General features: G+C 69.8%; 15 protein-coding genes and 1 riboswitch. Of the genes, 8 read left to right on the top strand and 7 right to left on the bottom strand.

Annotated features, from left to right (window positions below; translation table 11 throughout):
- Positions 1-52 precede the first annotated feature (52 nt).
- Positions 53-1,702: a DUF5691 domain-containing protein gene (locus tag ACWGDB_RS40105; protein ID WP_453826993.1), complete on the top strand. Its 1,650-nt coding sequence runs from the start codon at positions 53-55 to the stop codon at positions 1,700-1,702.
- 98 nt (positions 1,703-1,800) lie between these two features.
- Here ACWGDB_RS40105 and ACWGDB_RS40100 read toward each other — a convergent pair whose 3' ends face one another.
- Positions 1,801-2,217, bottom strand: a complete 417-nt coding sequence (locus tag ACWGDB_RS40100) for a cobalamin B12-binding domain-containing protein (RefSeq protein WP_383612044.1) — start codon at positions 2,215-2,217, stop codon at positions 1,801-1,803.
- A gap of 647 nt (positions 2,218-2,864) precedes the next feature.
- Here ACWGDB_RS40100 and ACWGDB_RS40095 point away from each other — a divergent pair.
- A complete protein-coding gene (locus tag ACWGDB_RS40095; RefSeq protein ID WP_453826992.1) occupies positions 2,865-3,725 on the top strand; it encodes an esterase/lipase family protein in 861 nt (286 codons plus the stop codon).
- 161 nt (positions 3,726-3,886) lie between these two features.
- A complete protein-coding gene (locus ACWGDB_RS40090) occupies positions 3,887-5,497 on the top strand; it encodes a M23 family metallopeptidase (RefSeq protein ID WP_453826991.1) in 1,611 nt (536 codons plus the stop codon).
- 95 nt (positions 5,498-5,592) lie between these two features.
- On the opposite strand, the gene pcrA is transcribed toward ACWGDB_RS40090, so the two are convergent.
- Positions 5,593-8,079, bottom strand: a complete 2,487-nt coding sequence (gene pcrA, locus ACWGDB_RS40085) for a DNA helicase PcrA (RefSeq protein ID WP_453826990.1) — start codon at positions 8,077-8,079, stop codon at positions 5,593-5,595.
- Positions 8,080-8,460: 381 nt separating this feature from the next.
- Positions 8,461-8,612, top strand: a riboswitch (cyclic di-AMP (ydaO/yuaA leader).
- A gap of 8 nt (positions 8,613-8,620) precedes the next feature.
- Here pcrA and ACWGDB_RS40080 point away from each other — a divergent pair.
- Positions 8,621-9,787 (top strand): NlpC/P60 family protein, encoded by a 1,167-nt coding sequence (locus tag ACWGDB_RS40080; protein ID WP_453826989.1) that lies wholly within the window; start codon positions 8,621-8,623, stop codon positions 9,785-9,787.
- Positions 9,788-9,913: 126 nt separating this feature from the next.
- Here the strand turns inward: ACWGDB_RS40080 and ACWGDB_RS40075 are convergent, their stop codons facing one another.
- Positions 9,914-10,420: an NUDIX hydrolase gene (locus ACWGDB_RS40075; RefSeq protein ID WP_453826988.1), complete on the bottom strand. Its 507-nt coding sequence runs from the start codon at positions 10,418-10,420 to the stop codon at positions 9,914-9,916.
- Between the two features lie 521 nt (positions 10,421-10,941).
- Between ACWGDB_RS40075 and ACWGDB_RS40070 the strand changes: the two genes are divergently transcribed.
- On the top strand, positions 10,942-11,928 hold the full coding sequence (locus ACWGDB_RS40070; protein ID WP_453826987.1) for a tellurite resistance/C4-dicarboxylate transporter family protein: 987 nt from the start codon (positions 10,942-10,944) through the stop codon (positions 11,926-11,928).
- Here the strand turns inward: ACWGDB_RS40070 and ACWGDB_RS40065 are convergent.
- Entirely contained in the window at positions 11,906-12,259 is a 354-nt protein-coding gene (locus tag ACWGDB_RS40065; RefSeq protein ID WP_383611857.1) for a hypothetical protein, read from the bottom strand. The two genes, ACWGDB_RS40070 and ACWGDB_RS40065, sit on opposite strands and share 23 nt — an antisense overlap.
- Positions 12,260-12,716: 457 nt before the next feature.
- Here ACWGDB_RS40065 and ACWGDB_RS40060 point away from each other — a divergent pair, with 457 nt between their 5' ends.
- A complete protein-coding gene (locus tag ACWGDB_RS40060) occupies positions 12,717-13,787 on the top strand; it encodes an NlpC/P60 family protein (RefSeq protein ID WP_453826986.1) in 1,071 nt (356 codons plus the stop codon).
- 27 nt (positions 13,788-13,814) lie between these two features.
- Here the strand turns inward: ACWGDB_RS40060 and ACWGDB_RS40055 are convergent, their stop codons facing one another.
- Complete coding sequence (locus ACWGDB_RS40055; RefSeq protein WP_453826985.1) at positions 13,815-14,534, bottom strand: LuxR C-terminal-related transcriptional regulator; 720 nt, start codon at positions 14,532-14,534, stop codon at positions 13,815-13,817.
- On the bottom strand, positions 14,531-15,820 hold the full coding sequence (locus ACWGDB_RS40050) for an ATP-binding protein (RefSeq protein WP_383611865.1): 1,290 nt from the start codon (positions 15,818-15,820) through the stop codon (positions 14,531-14,533). The genes ACWGDB_RS40055 and ACWGDB_RS40050 overlap by 4 nt, the downstream gene beginning before the upstream one ends.
- A 178-nt stretch (positions 15,821-15,998) precedes the next feature.
- Here ACWGDB_RS40050 and ACWGDB_RS40045 point away from each other — a divergent pair, with 178 nt between their 5' ends.
- Together ACWGDB_RS40045 and ACWGDB_RS40040 are read left to right on the top strand one after the other, a co-directional pair.
- Complete coding sequence (locus tag ACWGDB_RS40045) at positions 15,999-17,441, top strand: PspC domain-containing protein (RefSeq protein ID WP_453826984.1); 1,443 nt, start codon at positions 15,999-16,001, stop codon at positions 17,439-17,441.
- The gene (locus ACWGDB_RS40040) at positions 17,428-17,691 is read left to right on the top strand and encodes a hypothetical protein (RefSeq protein WP_453826983.1); all 264 of its coding nucleotides are present in this window, start codon (positions 17,428-17,430) and stop codon (positions 17,689-17,691) included. The genes ACWGDB_RS40045 and ACWGDB_RS40040 overlap by 14 nt, the downstream gene beginning before the upstream one ends.
- A 12-nt stretch (positions 17,692-17,703) precedes the next feature.
- On the opposite strand, the gene ACWGDB_RS40035 is transcribed toward ACWGDB_RS40040, so the two are convergent.
- A complete protein-coding gene (locus tag ACWGDB_RS40035; protein WP_453826982.1) occupies positions 17,704-18,222 on the bottom strand; it encodes a DoxX family protein in 519 nt (172 codons plus the stop codon).
- Positions 18,223-18,527 lie beyond the last annotated feature (305 nt).

Below are 18,527 nucleotides of genomic sequence, written 5' to 3'. Positions count from 1 at the left end.
TCCCGTCACCACTCCACTGCACCCAGCACGAAGGCAGAGAGGAACGACCCTGATGAACAGCCCCTCGGTTCCCGTGGACTCGCCGCCGAGCGCCTGGGAGGAACTCGTCACCGCGGCGCTCCTCGGCACGGACCGGCGTACACCTCCCGGCTCCGCACCGGGCCAGGAAGCACCGCTGGCGCTGCTCGACACGGCGGCCGTGGAGACCGTACGACGGCGGGCCGGGATGCGGCCGGCCCCGGCAGCGCAGCGGCCGCGGCCGGCCCCCGAGGACCCTCGCCCCGCACTGCCCTCGGCGGCGGCCCGAAGGCTGGGGATGCTGCTCACCGACCGCCCCGGCGTCGGCGGCGGCCGCAGAGGCACGGCGCCGGACCTCATGGAGCTGCTGCCCCAGTGGCTCGCGACGGCGAACGACCGCGGTTTCGCGCCGCCCCCGCAGCTCCTGCCCGCGCTGTTGGACGCGGCGCGGGGCCGGACGGACCTGCGCCCGGCGGCGCTCATGTTCGCCGGCCCGCGGGCGGTGTGGCTCGCCCGGCTGAACCCGGACTGGCGCTTCGCCCTGCGCGCGACCCCGGGTGGCGGCGCGGCACTCCCGCACCTGGACAACCCCGCCGAGGTCCAGCAGCTCTGGCAGGAGGGACTGTTCGCCGAGCGGGTCGCGTTGCTCTCCGCGATACGCGCGCGTGAGCCCGCTGCCGCCCGCGAGCTGCTGACCACGACGTGGGCGACGGAGCGGGCCGAGGACCGGCTGATGTTCCTGGACTCGCTGCGCAGTGGTCTGGGCCCGCAGGACGAGCCGTTCCTGGAGCAGGCGCTGGCCGACCGGAGCCGCAATGTCCGGGCGACGGCGGCGGAGTTGCTGTCGGCGCTGCCGGGTTCGGCACTCGCGGCGCGGATGGCGGTGCGGGCCGGGACATGCGTGGCCCTCGATCGCACAGGCGAGGCCCCGACGATCACCGTGGAGGCACCGCACGAATGCGACGCGGGTATGGAGCGCGACGGTGTCGTGGCCAAGGCTCCGGCCGGCCGGGGTGAACGGTCGTGGTGGTTCGGCCAGTTGGTGGAGGCGACGCCGCTCGGCACTTGGCCGGGACGGCTGGGCGGACGTACGCCTCAGGAGATCGTGGCGTTGCCGGTGGCGGACGACTGGCAGGGCGAGCTGCACGCGGCGTGGTGCCGGGCGGCGGTGCGCCAGCGGGACGGCGAGTGGGCAAGGGCACTCCTCGGGTCGCCCTCGGCTCCCGAAGCCGGCGGCCCGGGTGCGGTGTCCCTGGCCGAGCGCGCGAAGCTGCTCGGCACGCTGAGTTCCGCCGAACGGGCCGAATGGGTCGGCGGGTTCATCGCGACGCATGGCCTGTCCGAGGCGTTTCAGCTGCTCGGAGTCTGCGCCGTGCCCTGGGCCGAGCCGCTCGGGCGGGCGGTGGTCGACGCGCTCGACATCGCGCGGGACGCGGGGAGTTATCCATGGAGTTTCAGCGGAGTGATGGGCCTGGCCGAGCGCTGCCTCGACCCGACCGAGGCAAGCCGCCTCGACGGCCTGCTGGCGGTACCGGACGAGCCGGAGGACGCGTCACCGGGGGCGGGGGGTTACTGGGCGGAGGCGTTCCAGCGGCTGGTCACGACGTTGCGGTTGCGGGCGGCCATGATCGAGGAGCTGACGCCGTGCGGCCCGTCCGGGGGCATCCCCTCCGGGGGAGTGTGAGGACAAGGCCCGTTCAGGACCGAATCCTGGGGCTGGGGGCGGCAGCCCTCAGGGACAACCACCCGATCACCGTCGAGTCCCCCGCACCGAGCAGCGCCCTACGCTCCCGCGGGCTGTCGGACGTTCGCCCGCACCCAGTCCACGATCGCGTGAGTCGTCGCCCCCGGCGTGAAGATCTCCGCGACACCCTTCTCCTTCAGCGGGGGGATGTCCGCCTCGGGGATGATCCCGCCTCCGAAGATCAGGATGTCAGCCGCATCGCGCTCCTTGAGGAGTTCGATCACGGCGGCGAAGAGGGTGTTGTGGGCGCCGGAGAGGATGGACAGACCGATCGCGTCGGCGTCCTCCTGGATCGCCGTGTCGACGATCTGCTCGGGAGTCTGGTGGAGCCCGGTGTAGATGACTTCCATACCGGCGTCGCGCAGCGCCCGCGCGATCACCTTGGCCCCTCGATCATGGCCGTCGAGCCCAGGCTTGGCCACCACCACGCGGATCGGACCGGCTGCCACACCCATCACTGCCTCCATGAAGCGACTACATCCATCCGTACCGACAAGCACCGCTCACATATGAGTTATGCCGCACTGGCCGCACATGTCATACATGGTGCACATATCACACTTTTCCGCCGCTCACAGCGCCGGACGCACCCTCACGGCACGGACGTCCCGGGCCACACCGCCCGAGCAAGTAAACGAACGTTATCTCCAGCATCCCGCAACCGGCAGTTTCGCGGTGCAGAGCGAGGGGGAAATCACACGGTGGGACACGTTCGCCGCGCACCGTTCCATATCTCTGCGGCACACGCGCCGCAGCGGTCTGCGGTACACGCGTCGCAGCGGGACCAAGCGCAACGGGAGCCGCAACGAGGTCGCCGCACCACCGCGCCGCAGGCCGCGCGACGTGGCGGTGCGGCGCATCGACGCTGGCACGAAGGGCACGTAGGGCAGGTAAGGCACGACAGCGGGGAGCCTCGTCGCCACACCGGCAGGGAGCCCCGTCAGGTCATCGGTGCACCATGGCCGACCCGACCGACCCACTTCTCGCGCCTCGCTCGCCCCACGCGCCTTCCTCATGCCTCGCCGGCCACCTCCACTGCGACTTCCCATGAGGGCACACGGGGGCCGGAGCCGTCCTCCTGCGTGCCACAAGGAGGTCGGCCATGAAGGTCACCGGGGTGGTACTCCCCTTTCTCCCGCTCTGCCGACGCCTGCTCCCGAGCAGACTCGCCGGTCTCTCCCTGGCCCTGCTGAAGGCGACCGCCCTCGAGCTCGCGATCCTTGCCGGACACGTGCTGCTGTACCCCTCCGGCATCGCACAGGAGCGCCGACCCGGCCCGCAGCTCCCCGGGCGGGAGACCGCCCAGCTGCCGACGGAGACCAATCCCCCCGTCGTCCTGCTGCATGGCTTCATCGACAACCGCTCCGTCTTCGTCCTGCTGCGCCGCAGCCTGGCCCAGCACGGCAGGGACCAGGTCGAGTCGCTCAACTACTCCCCGCTGACCTGCGACATCCGCACCGCCGCCGAACTGCTCGGCCGGCACATAGAGCAGATCTGCGAGCGCACCGGCAGCAGGCAGGTGGACGTCGTCGGGCACAGCCTCGGCGGGCTGATAGCGCGCTACTACGTGCAGTGTCTCGGCGGCGACCTCAGGGTCCGCACCCTCGTCACACTCGGCACGCCGCACTCCGGCACCCGTGTCGTCCCGCTGGCGAACGCGCACCCGATCGTGCGTCAGATGCGCCCCGGCTCACCGGTCATCGAGGAGCTGGCCCGGCCCGCGCCCGGCTGCCGTACCCACTTCGTGAGTTTCTGGAGCGACCTCGACCACCTGATGGACCCGCTGGAGACGGCCTGCATCGACCACCCGGACCTGATGGCGCAGAACGTCCTCGTCACCGGCATCGGACACCTCGCCCTGCCCGTGCACCCCGCCGTGGCGACCGGGATCCGGCAGGCTCTCGACACCGCACGGACCGGAGCCGAGGCCACCGCCCAGGCCGGCGGCCTGACAGTGGCGTAACCCTCCCGCACCATCCCGCCGGCCTCGCCCGACCATCACCCGACAGCCACCCGACGCCCTGATCGCACTCGCCATACGGCCTCAGGACAGCTGACCAAACGTCGAACAAACCTCGAACACAAGGCCAAACTCACGCCCGCAGTCCGCCAAAACACGGCCGAATGCCCGTTTCCTGCGCGCGCGAAACCTGCCGAAGATTGTCGTGCCCGCATACCGCCGGGTACAGTCGCCGCACTGCTCTGGCAGCCCCTGTTGTCGAGGCGAGAGAGAAGTTGGTGAACGATCGTCACCCGTCGGGGACCACGACCTCCCCGACTTCGGCTTCCGATGCCGCCTCGGCGCATTACGCGTCGTACGGTGCCCAGGAAGCCCACTACGGTGACTCCACCACGTACGGCACCTACGACGCCACCGGATTTGGCGCCACCGGGCATGCCACCACGACCTTCGACGCGGACCCCCTGTTCGGCAGCCTTCCCGGCGAGAACACGGGCACGTACGACACCACGCAGTGGTCCACGGGCAGCCACCACACCGTGAACTACGACGCCTACGCGGCCCAGCACCACGCCGCCTACGACACCGGCGCGTACGACACCACCGCCTGGACGACCGACCACGAGCGGCTCGCCTTCGTCCCCCAGCAGGCCAACGGCCACGACGCCTCGGGACAGTGGGACGCGAACGCCTGGCTCCAGCCCGACCAGTCCGGCGCCCCGGCCGAGCAGACCCAGCAATGGGAATGGGGCACCCAGACATACGACACGGGCGCGTACGACGCCACGCAGTGGAACTCCGACGGCGGCATCGACACCGGCTCGCAGGCGATCGACGAGTACGAGCACGCAGCAGAATCCTTCGATCAGCAGGCGACCGCGCACTTCGAACATCTGGACCCGACGGCGTACGACGCCCCCGCCGACGGTGACGCCGAGTTGACCGCCACCGGCGAACTCCCCACCGTGACGCCCCTCCTGGACGACCAGGAGGAGACCGCTCCGGCCCCCTCCCCGCGCGCCGCCTCCCGCAGCGGGGCTCGCTCCCGCCGCCGCACGCCCCCCAAGCGCTCCGCGCTGCTGACGGTCGCTGTGCCCTCGGCGTGTGTGATGGGTGTCGCGGGAATCGCCGCCGCCTCCGTCGGCAGCCTCACCGACGACAAGGAAGCGTCCTCCACGCTGGCCTCGGACACCGAGGCCGTGAAGCCGTCCACGGCGAACAACAAGCTGGACACCCAGCTCGAGAGCCTCTCCGCCGGCGCCGACGACTTCGCCGACCGGGCCAGCCGTACGCAGGAGCGCATCGACCTCAAGGCCCAGCAGGCGGCCGAGAAGAAGAAGGCCGCCGAGGAGGCGGCGCGCAAGGAGCGGCTGCGCCCCAAGTTCGCAGTTCCGGTCGCGCAGCACGGCCTCAGCGCCTATTTCGGCCAGTCCGGCATCAACTGGATGTCCATCCACAGCGGCATCGACTTCCCCGTCTCGTACGGCACGACGGTGATGGCCGCGACCGACGGCACCGTCCGCACGCAGTGGAACAGCGCCTACGGCAACATGATGATCGTGACTGCGAAGGACGGCACGGAGACGTGGTACTGCCACCTCTCCAGCTACCGCGTCGCCTCCGGTACGACGGTGAAGGCCGGCGACCCGATCGCGTACTCGGGCAACTCCGGCAACTCGACCGGCCCGCACCTGCACTTCGAGGTGCGACCGGGCGGCGGGTCGGCGATAGACCCACTGTCCTGGCTGCGCAGCCACGGCCTCGACCCGTCGTAAGCAGCCCGACCAACACCTTCGGCACCCGCGAACTGCCTTGTGCGCTCAGCGCCCCCGCTCCTCAACACCTCAGCGGGGGCGCACACTTGTCGCCGCTACAGCTTCTCCACCGGCGCATACCGCAGCAGCAACCGCTTCGGCTTGGTGTCCCCGAAGTCGATCGTCGCCTCGGCGTTCCCGCCCGTGCCCTTGACCGCCGTCACGGTGCCGAGCCCGAACTGGTCGTGCGTGACCCGGTCCCCGACCGCCAGCTGGACGACCGGCTTCTCCGAGGTCCGCCGGGTGGCGAACCCGGACGCCCCCGAGGCCGAGGAGCGCGAGCGGGACGAGGACAGCGAGGCCGCCACGCCGGCCGCCGGACCGGACGACACGGGCGCGGTCGCCCCCGTCCGCTTCCAGTCCACGTGCGCCGCCGGGATCTCCTCCAGGAAGCGGGACGGCGGGTTGTACGAGGGCTGCCCCCACGCACTCCGCATCGACGAGCGCGTCAGGTACAGCCGCTCACGCGCACGCGTGATGCCGACGTACGCGAGCCGCCGCTCCTCCTCCAGCTCCTTGGCCTGGCCGAGGGCGCGCATGTGCGGGAAGACGCCGTCCTCCATGCCGGTGAGGAAGACGACCGGGAATTCCAGGCCCTTGGCCGTGTGCAGGGTCATCAGGGTGATGACGCCGGAGCCGTCCTCCTCCTCGTCCGGAATCTGGTCGGAGTCGGCGACGAGCGCGACCCGCTCCAGGAAAGCCGCGAGCCCGACGGAGGCCTCACCCTCAGCCGACTCCTGCTCGAACTCCAGGGCCACGGCCGCGAGTTCCTGAAGGTTCTCGATCCGGGTCTCGTCCTGAGGGTCGGTGGAGGCCTGCAACTCGGCCAGGTACCCGGTCCGTTCGAGGACCGCCTCCAGAACGGTCGCCGGCCCCACGCCGGACTCGACGATCGTGCGGAGCTCCTCCATCAGCGTGTTGAACCGCCTGACGGCGTTCGTCGACCGCGCGGCCATGCCATACGCCTCGTCGACCCGCCGCAGTGCCTGCGGGAAGCTGATCTTCTCCCGCTGTGCAAGCGCGTCGATCATCGCCTCGGCGCGATCGCCGATCCCTCGCTTCGGGACGTTCAGGATCCGCCGCAGCGGCACGGAGTCCTCGGGGTTGGCCAGCACGCGCAGGTAGGCCAGGACGTCCCGGACCTCCTTGCGCTCGTAGAACCGAACCCCGCCGACGACCTTGTAGGGCAGGCCGACGCGGATGAAGATCTCTTCGAAGACACGGGACTGGGCGTTCGTCCGGTAGAAGACGGCGACGTCACCGGCCTTCGCATCGCCCGCGTCCGTCAGTCGGTCTATCTCCTCGGCGACGAACTGCGCCTCGTCGTGCTCGGTGTCCGCGACATAGCCGGTGATACGCGCGCCCGCGCCCGCGTTGGTCCACAGGTTCTTGGGGCGCCGGGACTCGTTGCGCTCGATGACCGCGTTGGCGGCGGTCAGGATCGTCTGGCTGGAGCGGTAGTTCTGCTCCAGCAGGATCGTCGTCGCGTCCGGGTAGTCCTCCTCGAACTGGAGGATGTTGCGGATGGTGGCGCCCCGGAAGGCGTAGATCGACTGGTCGGCGTCACCCACCACGCACAGCTCGGCGGGCGGGATGTCGTAGTCGCTCGGCGGCACGTCGACAGGGTGCTCACTGGTACCGACGAGCTCGCGCACCAGGGCGTACTGCGCGTGGTTGGTGTCCTGATACTCGTCCACCAGCACATGCCGGAACCGCCGGCGGTAGTGCTCGGCGACGTCCGGGAAGGCGCGCAGGAGATTGACCGTCGTCATGATCAGGTCGTCGAAGTCAAGGGCGTTGGCCTCCCGCAACCGCGACTGGTACAGGGCGTACGCCTGCGCGAGGGTCTTCTCGAAGCCGTCCGTCGCCTGGGCGGCGAAGTCCTCCTCGTCGATCAGCTCGTTCTTCAGATTGCTGATCTTGGCGCTGAAGGACTTGGGCGGAAAACGCTTGGGGTCGAGATCCAGATCACGGCATACCAGCGCCATCAGCCGCTTGCTGTCGGCAGCGTCGTAGATCGAGAACGACGAGGTGAACCCGAGCTTCTTGCTCTCCCTGCGCAGGATGCGCACGCACGCGCTGTGGAAGGTCATCACCCACATCGCGTTCGCGCGCGGGCCGACGAGCTGCTCGACACGCTCCTTCATCTCACCCGCGGCCTTGTTGGTGAAGGTGATCGCGAGGATCTGCCCCGGATGCACGTTCCGCTCGGCCAACAGGTGCGCGATGCGATGGGTGAGCACACGCGTCTTGCCGGACCCGGCTCCGGCCACGATGAGCAGCGGGCCGCCGGAGTGGACGACGGCCGCACGCTGGTTCTCGTTCAGCCCCTCCAGCAGCGCGGCCGCGTCGAGGGCCGGGCGCGGGGCGCCGTCGCGGTAGTACTCGTCCCGGTCCGGCGGCACGTCGAACTTCCCGCCGAACAGATCGTCCGGAACCGGCTCCGGAGCGTGATCGTCCTCGGGCGGCGGCGGGTGTTCGTCCGCATGGGCCCGCGGGGCCTGGAGGTCGGCCAGGAAGCTGTCGTCAAAGAGGCTGCTCATCGCTCTCCGAGTCTAGGGCGCCCCACTGACAGCCCGCGGCCGCCCTGAGAACATCACCTGTTTCAGCACTTACCGATCTTCGAACCCCGCGCACCCGAGCATCCCCCCCTCACCCTCCAGAATCACCCCATTACGATCCGCAACCCCCGAACTCAACCAACCCAATACCGCTGACACGCCCCACTTCCCGCAAACCCCTCAAACCGCCACCAACAACCCCGCATCGACCACGATCCACGACACACGTCGCCAAGGTCACGAAAATGTATCGGGCATATCGAACATCAACCTTCACAGGGGCCACACGAGTTGGCTACCGTGCCGGACAGGCCGTACGACCCCCACCGGCGAACGACGCCGGGCCGCACGGCCTCCGCCGAGTCCGGAGCGCCGCCGTGCCCCCGGAGCCGGGGACCCACCGAACTTGGGGTGAATCGGCCCGACTCCCGCCCGGGGGACGGCCGTAGGGCAACCCTTCCGAAGCACCCGCCCGAACCCGACAGCTAACTCGGTAGGCGGAGCATGGAAGGAGTCGCCTCCCTTGGCGTCGCACCGCAAGTCGCGTCCCGCTGGTACGCGCGTAGCAGGCATACGGACCCCCGCCCTCGCCACGGCGGCCCTCACCTCCGTCGCCCTGCTGTCCCAGACGGCCAACGCGAGCCCCTCGACGGACGACAAGCCGAGCCTCGAGGAGGTCGAGAAGAAGGTCGACGACCTCTACCGCCAGGCGGAGTCGGCGACCGAGAAGTACAACGCGGCCAAGGAGAAGACCGCGAAGCAACGCAATCGCGTCGACACCCTCCTCGACGACGTCGCCCAGCGCACCCAGAAGCTCAACGACGCACGCGAGGAACTCGGCCGCAACGCAGCCGCCCAGTACCGCACGGGAGCCTCAGCCCCAGACACGGCGACCTTCCTCCTGGCGGACACCCCGCAGGACTACTTCGACCAGACCCAGCTGATGGACCGCATGACGGGCCGTCAGAAGGAATCGGTCGACGACTACTTCACCGAGCAGTCCGCGACGATGAAGAAGCGCCAGGAGGCCGCCCAGAGCCTCGAGACGCTCACCGAGTCGCAGAACGACCTGCGGACGGCCAAGTCCACCGTCCAGAAGAAGCTCGCCGACGCACGCGAACTGCTGTCGGAGCTGACGGCGGAGGAGAAGGCGCGCCTCGCCGCGATCGAGAAGCGCAAGCAGGAGGAGGCCGCCCGCAAGGCGGCGGAACTGGCCCGCCAGCAAGAGGCGGCCGAGCGCCGGCGCCAGGAGGCGGCCCAGCAGCAGGAGAGCAACGACTCCTCGTCCGACTCGTCCTCCTCCGACTCGTCCGCGTCGGACTCCTCGTACGCGACCAAGGCCGAGAAGGCCCTGGCCTTCGCCCGCTCCCAGGTGGGCAAGCCCTACGTCTGGGGCGCCACCGGCCCCGACTCCTACGACTGCTCCGGCCTCACCCAGGCCGCCTGGAAGGCCGCAGGCGTCGACATCCCGCGCGTCACCTACGACCAGGTCAACGCCGGCACCACGGTCGCCGTCTCCAGCGCCCAGCCCGGCGACCTGGTCTTCTTCTACGACGACATCACGCACGTAGGCCTCTACATCGGCAACGGCATGATGATCCACGCCCCGAAGCCCGGCACATACGTCCGCGAGGAGTCGATCTTCTACGACGGAGAGTCGTCGATCCACAGCGTGGTCCGCCCGGCCTGACGACTGTAGGTTCCGATTCGAGATGTCACTGTCCAAGTGATCTGTCGTCAACTTGTCAGTACTACACACTCACCGCCGCGGGACGCCGAGCCGCGGAGGACGAACTCCAGCAACGCGCACCCCAGCTCACATCGCTCCCGGCTGCGCCGGCAGGGCGCGATATCGGTCGAACGCCTCGCGAGCATCCGGAACGAACTCCCGATGCCGGACCAGGTCCGTCAGTTCGGACTCAGTCAGCCAGTCATGCCAACCGACCTCCGAAGGGTCGGGCCGGACCGGTTCCGTGACGACGACCTCATGCAGACCAAGCCAATACGGGCTGATCACACCCTCGCACAAGAACTTGAACAGGAAACCAGGACGGGCATGAACACCAAGTTCCTCCGCCAACTCCCGCGCAGCAGCATCCTCATACGACTCGGCCACATCCACCGCGCCTCCGAGCATCCAGTTGATCTGTCCCGGGAAACGAGTGTCATCGTCCGGACGTCGGTGGACAAAGAACCGTCCCGCACGGTCGCGGCACACAATCGTAGATATGCGATGCAGCCACCGCTGACGAATCGCCTCCCCCCTCTCCACAACAGCCAGCACCTTGTCACGCTCGTCAACCCGCTCAACCAGTTCACCCATGGGGCACACGATGGCAGAGGGCACCGACATGCCCTCCAGCGCACGCACTCTGCTCGGCAGCACCGGCCCGCATCCTGCCCGGAGGAAAACGACAGATAGGCCGGACGATCCGCCGACAGACCGGCTGGACAAACACCTGAAACCCCTGGTTCTCACGGTCCCGGATGACAAATCGGATCGGAACCTACACCGACCGCACGCGCGCGTGGCGCACTGTCTCCGCCACGCGCGCGTAGAGGCGCGAAGCGCACCTGCATCCGCGTACGGCGGCAAGGGGACGCGCCGGGGGGTGTCCGCCCGCAGCGGCGGGCGTCAACGAACAGCCCTTCTCAAGGCACAGCAACCGCCCGACCGAGGACGGACACCCCCGGCACGTCCCCGACCCACAACGCACCCGAAGGCGCTACGCGCACCCCCACTCACCCGAGCGGGCCGCCGCAGGCATCCCGGCGCTCAACCACCCGCATTTCACCCCACACGCGCGCGTGCCCCCACACGCCCCACTCCCTAGCATCGACCCCATGCCCGCCCCCACGACCACCACCACATCCCCCCTCCACACCTGGTGGTCGAAACGTCCCCCCGCAGCCGGCGCAGCCGTCATGGCAACCGGCATCCTGTCGGTCGCCCTCCACGAGACCGGCTACGAAACCCTGTCCCGAATCGCCCTGGCCCTCGCCTGCGCAGCCTGGCTGGCCCTCGCCGGCGACTTCACGGCTAGGCTCCTCCGGGACCGCGCCAGGTGGCTCAAAGAGGCCTCCACCCCCGCAGCCCTCACCGCCGTCGCCGCAACGACGGTTCTCGGCACCCGCTTCGCCACCCTCGGCTGGCAACCCCTCGCCAAAGCCCTCCTGGCCCTGGCGGCCCTGCTCTGGCCGGGCCTCCTCATCGCCGTGGTACGCCGCTGGCACCCGCGTATGCCCGGCGCGGTCTTCCTCGGCTGCGTGGCCACCCAGGGCCTGGCCGTCCTGGCCGCAACCCTCGCCGCGACCGAGTCCACGGCATGGCTAGCCCACGCGGCACTCGTGCTGTTCTGGCTCGGCCTGGTGCTCTACGTCATCGCCCTGACCCGCTTCGACCTGCGGCAATTGATCGAGGGCGCAGGCGATCACTGGGTGGCGGGCGGCGCCCTCGCCATCTCCGCCCTCGCCGGCTCGAAACTCCTGTCCGCCGACAGCCCGAGCCTGTACCTCTGGAACGTGGACGACACCGACGTCCTGCGCACCGTGACCATCGCCCTGCTGATCCTGGACCTGGCCTGGTACGCCGTGCTGCTCATCGCCGAGATCGGCCGGCCCCGGCTGCGCTACGACGTACGCCGCTGGGCAACCGTGTTCCCCATGGGCATGACCGCCGCAGCGACCCTCGCCGTCGCCACCGCAGTGGACGTCCCTTGGCTCACGAATCCCGGCGAGGCGCTGCTGTGGATCGCCGTCGCGGCATGGCTGGCGGTCACCGCAGGCGCAGTGCTGAGCTACGCCGAGGTCACGTCCACAGAACGGCGATGAAGACGTTCACCATGGTCAGCAGCCCCACCAACCCGAACAGCCGCTTGTCCACCGTCTCCTCGTCCCGCTTCACATACACCAGCCCGAGGATCACAACCAGAAGCGCCAGCTTCACACCGATCTTGATGTTGTTGACGGACTGGTCGTCCGCCTGATTGAGGCCGACGAGGATCACACCGGTGACCAGCATGGTGAGCGCGCCGTGCAGCATCGCGGGCACGAACCGGGCGGTGCCCTGGCCCATCGCCTTCATCTGGGTGAAGAAACCACCGAGCAACGCGGCGATGCCGATGATGTGCAGACCGACGAAGAGGTGGATGAGTACGTCCATGAGGCGCGAGCCTAATCAGCCCCGTCAAGGCACCCGCCCCCACCCCCTCCTCCACTCCGATCTTGCATATATGCGCCCCATAGCAGCCCGCCACCCCCACCCACCCCCCAATTCGCCACATCGGTCAGCACACAGCGTGAACGAGACGCCCCTGTCCTGCGATCACGCTCACTTACGGTCACGCACGATCCGCTCCCAGCACTTCCGCACAACGCGTTACCACCCCGACACACTCAGGTTTAGCGTCCTCCACCAGGTGACCGGCTCCCCACCGCCGCCCGGGCCAGGGGCGGCAGTCGGCCACCACCGCCGAGAAAGGTCCGGCGGCGGCCCGCTCCCCCTGTGTGGGCCGTCGCCGGACGCGTATCCCGCCCGCGGGCAGTCGTACGTCCGCTCCCCAGGCTGTCGGGGCGGACGTGCGGGACGAGGCGGTCGTACGAAAGGACGTGCAGTCCACGTGGCAGCGCACCGAAAGCCCCGCCGGCGCTCGGTCGGCGGCAGTACGGCCCGCACGGCCTGGACGATCGCCTTGGCGGGCGCGGCGACGGCGACGGGCTTCGACGGGACCGGACACGCCGAACCGCAGCTGACACCGGCTCAGGTGAAGGCGAAGGTGGACAAGCTGTACCACGAGGCGGAGGTCGCGACCGAGAAGTACAACGGCGCGAAGGAGAAGGCGGACGCTGCCGAGCAGCGGATCAGGGCGCTGCAGGACGAGGCCGCCCGCAAGACGGAGAAGCTCAACTCGGCGCGCGAGGCGCTCGGTTCGATGGCCGCGGCGCAGTACCGCGACGGCGGCGTCGACCCGGCCCTCCAGCTCGCCCTCTCCAACGACCCCGACCGTTACCTCGACGGCGCGGAGTTCGCCGAACGCGCCGGCAACCGTCAGGCGGCGTCCGTCGCGAGCGTCCGCAGGCAACTACGCGAGATCGAGCAGCTGCGCGGGGCAGCGCGCATCGAACTGACCTCGTTGCAGTCCCGCCAGGCGGAACTGCAACGGCACCGAAAGACAATCACCGGCAAGCTGGACGCCGCCCGGACCCTGCTCACGCAACTGACCGCCGAGGAGCGCGCCCGACTGCAGAGCGCAAACGGCGGCACCGACCGCGCGGCACGCTCCTCGACAGACACCCGCGACGCCCTGACGGCCCCCGGCTCAGCCACGACGAAGGCACCCAACGCCCGCGCGGCGTCGGCCATTTCGTACGCATACTCCAAACTCGGCAGCCCCTACGTCTGGGGCGCGACCGGCCCGAACGCCTTCGACTGCTCCGGCCTCACCCAGGCCGCGTACCGCTCGGCGGGCCTCTCCCTGCCCCGCACGACCTACGCCCAGATCGATGCCGGCCGCCGCGTCTCCCGCTCCGAACTGCTCCCGGGCGACCTGGTGTTCTTCTACTCCGGCATCAGCCACGTCGGCCTCTACATCGGCAACGGCCAGATGATTCACGCCCCGAACCCCTCGGCTCCGGTCCGGGTGGCCCCACTCGACGAGATGCCGTTCGCAGGGGCCACGCGCGTGGTGTGAACCGGCCCGCCGAACCGCAGCCCGGCGTCACACCAGACGCCGCGCCGTGGCCCACCGTGTCAGCTCGTGCCGGTTGGACAGCTGAAGCTTCCTCAGAACAGCGGACACATGGGACTCGACCGTCTTGACGGAGATGAACAGCTGCTTGGCGATCTCCTTGTACGCATACCCCCGCGCAATCAGCCGCAGCACCTCCCGCTCGCGCTGAGTGAGCCGGTCGAGGTCCTCGTCGACCGGCGGCGCGTCCGTCGACGCGAAGGCGTCCAGTACGAACCCGGCGAGGCGCGGCGAGAACACCGCGTCGCCTTCCTGGACCCGGAAGATGGAGTCGACCAGATCGGTGCCGGTGATCGTCTTCGTCACGTACCCGCGCGCACCGCCCCGGATCACCCCGATCACATCCTCCGCCGCGTCCGAGACGGACAGGGCGAGGAAGCGGACGGGCTGCTCGGCATCGCCCATCAACGGGGCGCAGCGGCGCAGGACTTCGACCCCGCCGCCGCCCGGGAGGTGCACGTCGAGGAGGACGACCTCGGGACGGGTCGCGGTGATGACCGTGACCGCCTGGTCGACGTCCGCGGCCTCTCCGACGACTTCGACGCCGGTCTGCTCGGTCCGGCCGATCTCGGCCTGCACTCCCGTACGGAACATGCGGTGGTCGTCGACGAGCACCACGCGCACATGTCGCTCGCCCGCGCTCCCGCCGGTAGTCTCCGCTGGCTCGTTCGCCTCGGTCGGGTCGCTCATGACGTCTTCTCCGCCCTCTCCATCTCCAGCTCGACCTCCGTGCCGCCGCCGGGAACCGCCCTCAGCCGGGCCGTACCGCCGTTGCGCTCCATGCGGCCGATGATCGATTCTCTGACGCCCATGCGGTCGGCGGGTATCGAGTCGAGGTCGAAGCCCGGACCGCGGTCCCGGACGGACACGAAGACGGTCTTGCCCTCCACCTCGGCGTAGACCTGCACGGCGCCGCCCTCGCCACCGTACTTCGCGGCGTTCACCATAGCCTCGCGCGCGGCCTGCATCTGTGCGGCGATTTTCTCGTCGAGCGGGCAGTCACCGACGACCACGACCTCTATGGGGACGCCGTGCTTGTCCTCGATCTCGGCGGCGTTGCGCCGGACCGCGTCGGCGAGGTTGGTGGGTTCGTCGGCCTCGTCCTTGCCGGTGCCCTCGGGTTTGTAGAGCCAGGTGCGCAGGTCGCGCTCCTGGGCGCGGGCGAGACGGCGGACCTCGTTCGCGTTCTCCGCGTTGCGCTGGATCAGGGTCAGGGTGTGCAGCACCGAGTCGTGGACGTGTGCGGCGACCTCGGCGCGCTCCTGGGCCCGGATGCGCATCAGGCGCTCCTCGGAGAGGTCCTGGGTCATCCGGACCAGGTACGGGCCCGCAAGGAGTGTTATGCCGACGAGGACCGCCAGCGCCGCCTGCAGGACCGAGCCGAGGTGGGCGGCGGAGCCCTGCAGGACGAAGATGCCGGAGACGCCGGCCGTGACCAGCACGACGCCACCCGCGGCGCGCAGCAGGGTCAGGGTGCGCCGACGCCGCCCGACCTCCATCCACCGGGCCCGGCGGGCGTTGTCCGCCTGGCGCCAGACCAGGGCGACACCCGCGCCGACCAGAACGGCGGGAAGAAGATAGGCCTTCGCGCCGCTTCCCAGGTCCACGCTGCCGACGAAGACCATCGCCACCACGACCATGAGGAGCAGGGCGACGATCTGTCCCTTGTCCGGCTTGCGCGCGACGAGTCTGCGGCGGCCGTCGGTCGCGGTCTCGGTGGTGAAGGTCGACGGCTTCTGCGCGTCGACGCCGCCGACGCCGAGCGGCACGAAGAACCAGAACGCGGCATACAGCAATGCACCCAGGCCGTCCGCCATGAACAGGCCGACGAAGACAAGCCGCACCCAGATGACGGGCAGCCCGAGATGCCCGGCGAGCCCCCGCGCCACGCCCCCGAGCCAGCGTCCGTCGCTGCTGCGGTAGAGCTTGCGCGGGGGCCGCGGTTCGACGAGTGGCGCTGCTGCGGCTTCCGGCATGCCATCGATGTTCACACGGTCGGAGCACCGGAGCATCAGGGTCGACCCCCGATACTCCCCTGATCTTCGCCCCTCACCGCCTCGAACGCGTCCCCACAGCCGCCTCAGGGCCGATATCAGGGTCCGACCAGGGTCATTCCGACTCCCGCCACGCCGACCCGCCCGTCACCATGGACACATGACAGATCACCAGCACGCCGCGGACTCCGTGCCCGAGCCGGACGCCGTGCCCACCGCGGGCACGACGTCCGGCGCGGCACCCGCGAGCGCCGCGGGTGAGGAACCCCGCGCGCGCACGGGCGGAGAAAGCGGAGAAGCAGCCCCGTCCGAGGAGACGGGCCCACTCGACCCGCCGCACAGGTTCCGGCGCGACCGCCGGCACAAGATGCTGGCCGGTGTCTGCGCCGGGCTCGGACGGCAGTGCGACATGGACCCGGTGATCTTCCGGATCACCCTCGCCGTCCTCTCCGCGACCGGCGGCATCGGCCTCATCTTCTACGGCTTCGCCTGGCTCTTCGTCCCGTACGACGACGAGGACGAGAACGAGGTGCGCAAGCTGCTCACCGGCCGCGTGGACGGCCAGGCCCTGACGGCCGTGCTGTTCGCGCTGGTCGGCTGCGGCGTCCTGCTGACCCTGCTGAGGAACGGCGGTGTGCTGGCCTTCGCCGTGGTCCTGTCCCTCCTCCTCGCGGGCGCCGGCTACTGGTCGCGCCACCGCAGCACCCCCGACCCCGACCCGCTCGCCGCGCAGGCCGTCGCCGACGCCCCGCCGGAGGCCCAGGCCCCACCGGTCCCCGCCGCCCTCTCCTCCTGGTGGCGCGAGCCCATCGTGAAGGACGGCACGCACGAGGGCGGCACCGGCTATCTCTGGGGCCCCCGCGACCCCCGCGACCGCGACATCGCTGCGGCGGTCAACATCAGCCTCGGCACGACCTGGAGCAGCCGTCAGGACATACGCGCCCGGCTTCCTCAGCAGCCGAAGCAGCGCGGCCCCCGCTGGATCGGCGGCTGGGTGTTCCTGCTGGCCCTGCTCGCGGGCGCCCTGGGCACCGGCGCGACCTGGGCGGACCGAGCGCTCGGCACCAGCCTGCAGACCGGCCTGGCCTGCGCGCTGCTCGTCCTCGGCCTGGGCATAGCGTTGAGCGCGTTCCTGGGCCGCACGGGAGCGGGCTCCATCTTCCTGGCGATCATCACCGCGGGCCTGCTGGCCGCCTCGGCAGCGCTGCCCAAGGACATCAGCACCCACTGGATAGAGAGAAACTGGCGCCCGGCGGCCGTGACCGACGTCCGGGAGCAGTACGACCTGGGCACCGGCGTCGGCACTCTCGACCTGACCCGCCTGAACCTCACCGACAACCAGACGGTGACGACGAGAGCGGACGTGGGCGTGGGCCGGCTCAAGGTGATCGTCCCCAAGGACGTGACCGTGGAGGTGAGCATCGACGTGGGGGTGGGCGACATCCAGCTGCCGGGTGAAGACAAGCAGGACGTGGACGTGGCACCGGGCAAGCACAAGGAGCTGACCCTGACACCGCCCAAGGGCACCAAGGAGGCGGGCACGCTCGACCTCGACTTGAGCATCGGCGTGGGACAGGCGGAGGTGACCCGTGCTACGTCATGAGTTCCAGCCCGGAAGGCTGGTCGCCGGCACCTTCCTGACCGTCGCGGGCATCATCTACGTCGGAGACGCGGGCGATGCCTGGGAGACCCCATGGTTCGTGGTGATCCCCATAGTGATCGGCGGCCTCTGCCTGGCAGCCGCGGTGGCGCTCACGGCCCGAGGGATACGCAGACGCCGCAGCTCCACGACTGCGGCCGGCGCCCACCCCGCACCCCCGGACCCGAACTCACACCGGGAAGCACCCCACTGACGACGGCGCGAGCTACCGATAGTCCCCGGCCCGCTGCCGTCGCCGCCTGTGAAATGCGGCATCCACCGAGAACATGGGGGCACCTGCCAGCACGAGCGGCAGCCAGGCCATCAGATAGGCCAGGTCATTGCCGTAGTAGTAAGGATCGGAGGCCCAGCTCACCGTCAACCACAGACTCAGCGAGATGAGCGCCCCACCGAGCGCCGCCAAACGGGCGAACAGCCCGATCAGTGTGCCGATCCCAACGGCCAGCTCACCGAAGGCAATGGCATAGCCAAACCCGACGGGACTCTCCAGGGCCATGTCGACCATGGCCGGAATCGCCGAGGAGTCCCGCACGGCCCGCATCATGTCGCCGACCGAGCCCGCGCCGGAGTCCTTCATGAAGGCGCTGTCGGTGAGCTTGTCCAAGCCGGCGTAGATGAAGGTGACGCCCAGGAAGACGCGGAGCGGGAGCAGTGCGTAGCGGGTGGCGGTATCCCGCCAGTTCCGGTCGCCGTCGAGATAAGGGGGGTGCGTGTCCGAATGCATACCGTGAGCCATCGCCCTAGCCGCCTCTCGCCCGCCGTGCCGTGACCCCTCAAAAAACGATACGTACGCAGTGGCTGCGCCGCTCAACCCGAATTCTGGGACCTCCCCCTCCCGAAAGAAACCCTGCGTCGCCCCCAGACCTCCGCTTTCGCGGCCTCGCACAGCGGCCGTGATGGCGCACCCCGCGGCGCCGCACCCGCCCACGGCGGCAAGGGGACGTGCCGGGGGGTGTCCGCCCGCAGTGGCCGGCGTCAAGAAACGAAAACCACCCTGCCCAACCCCAACCGCCGGTCCGAGGACGGACA

The sequence above is a fragment of the Streptomyces sp. NPDC055013 genome (genome assembly GCF_053608645.1).
This window is presented reverse-complemented; position numbering and strand designations above follow the sequence as displayed.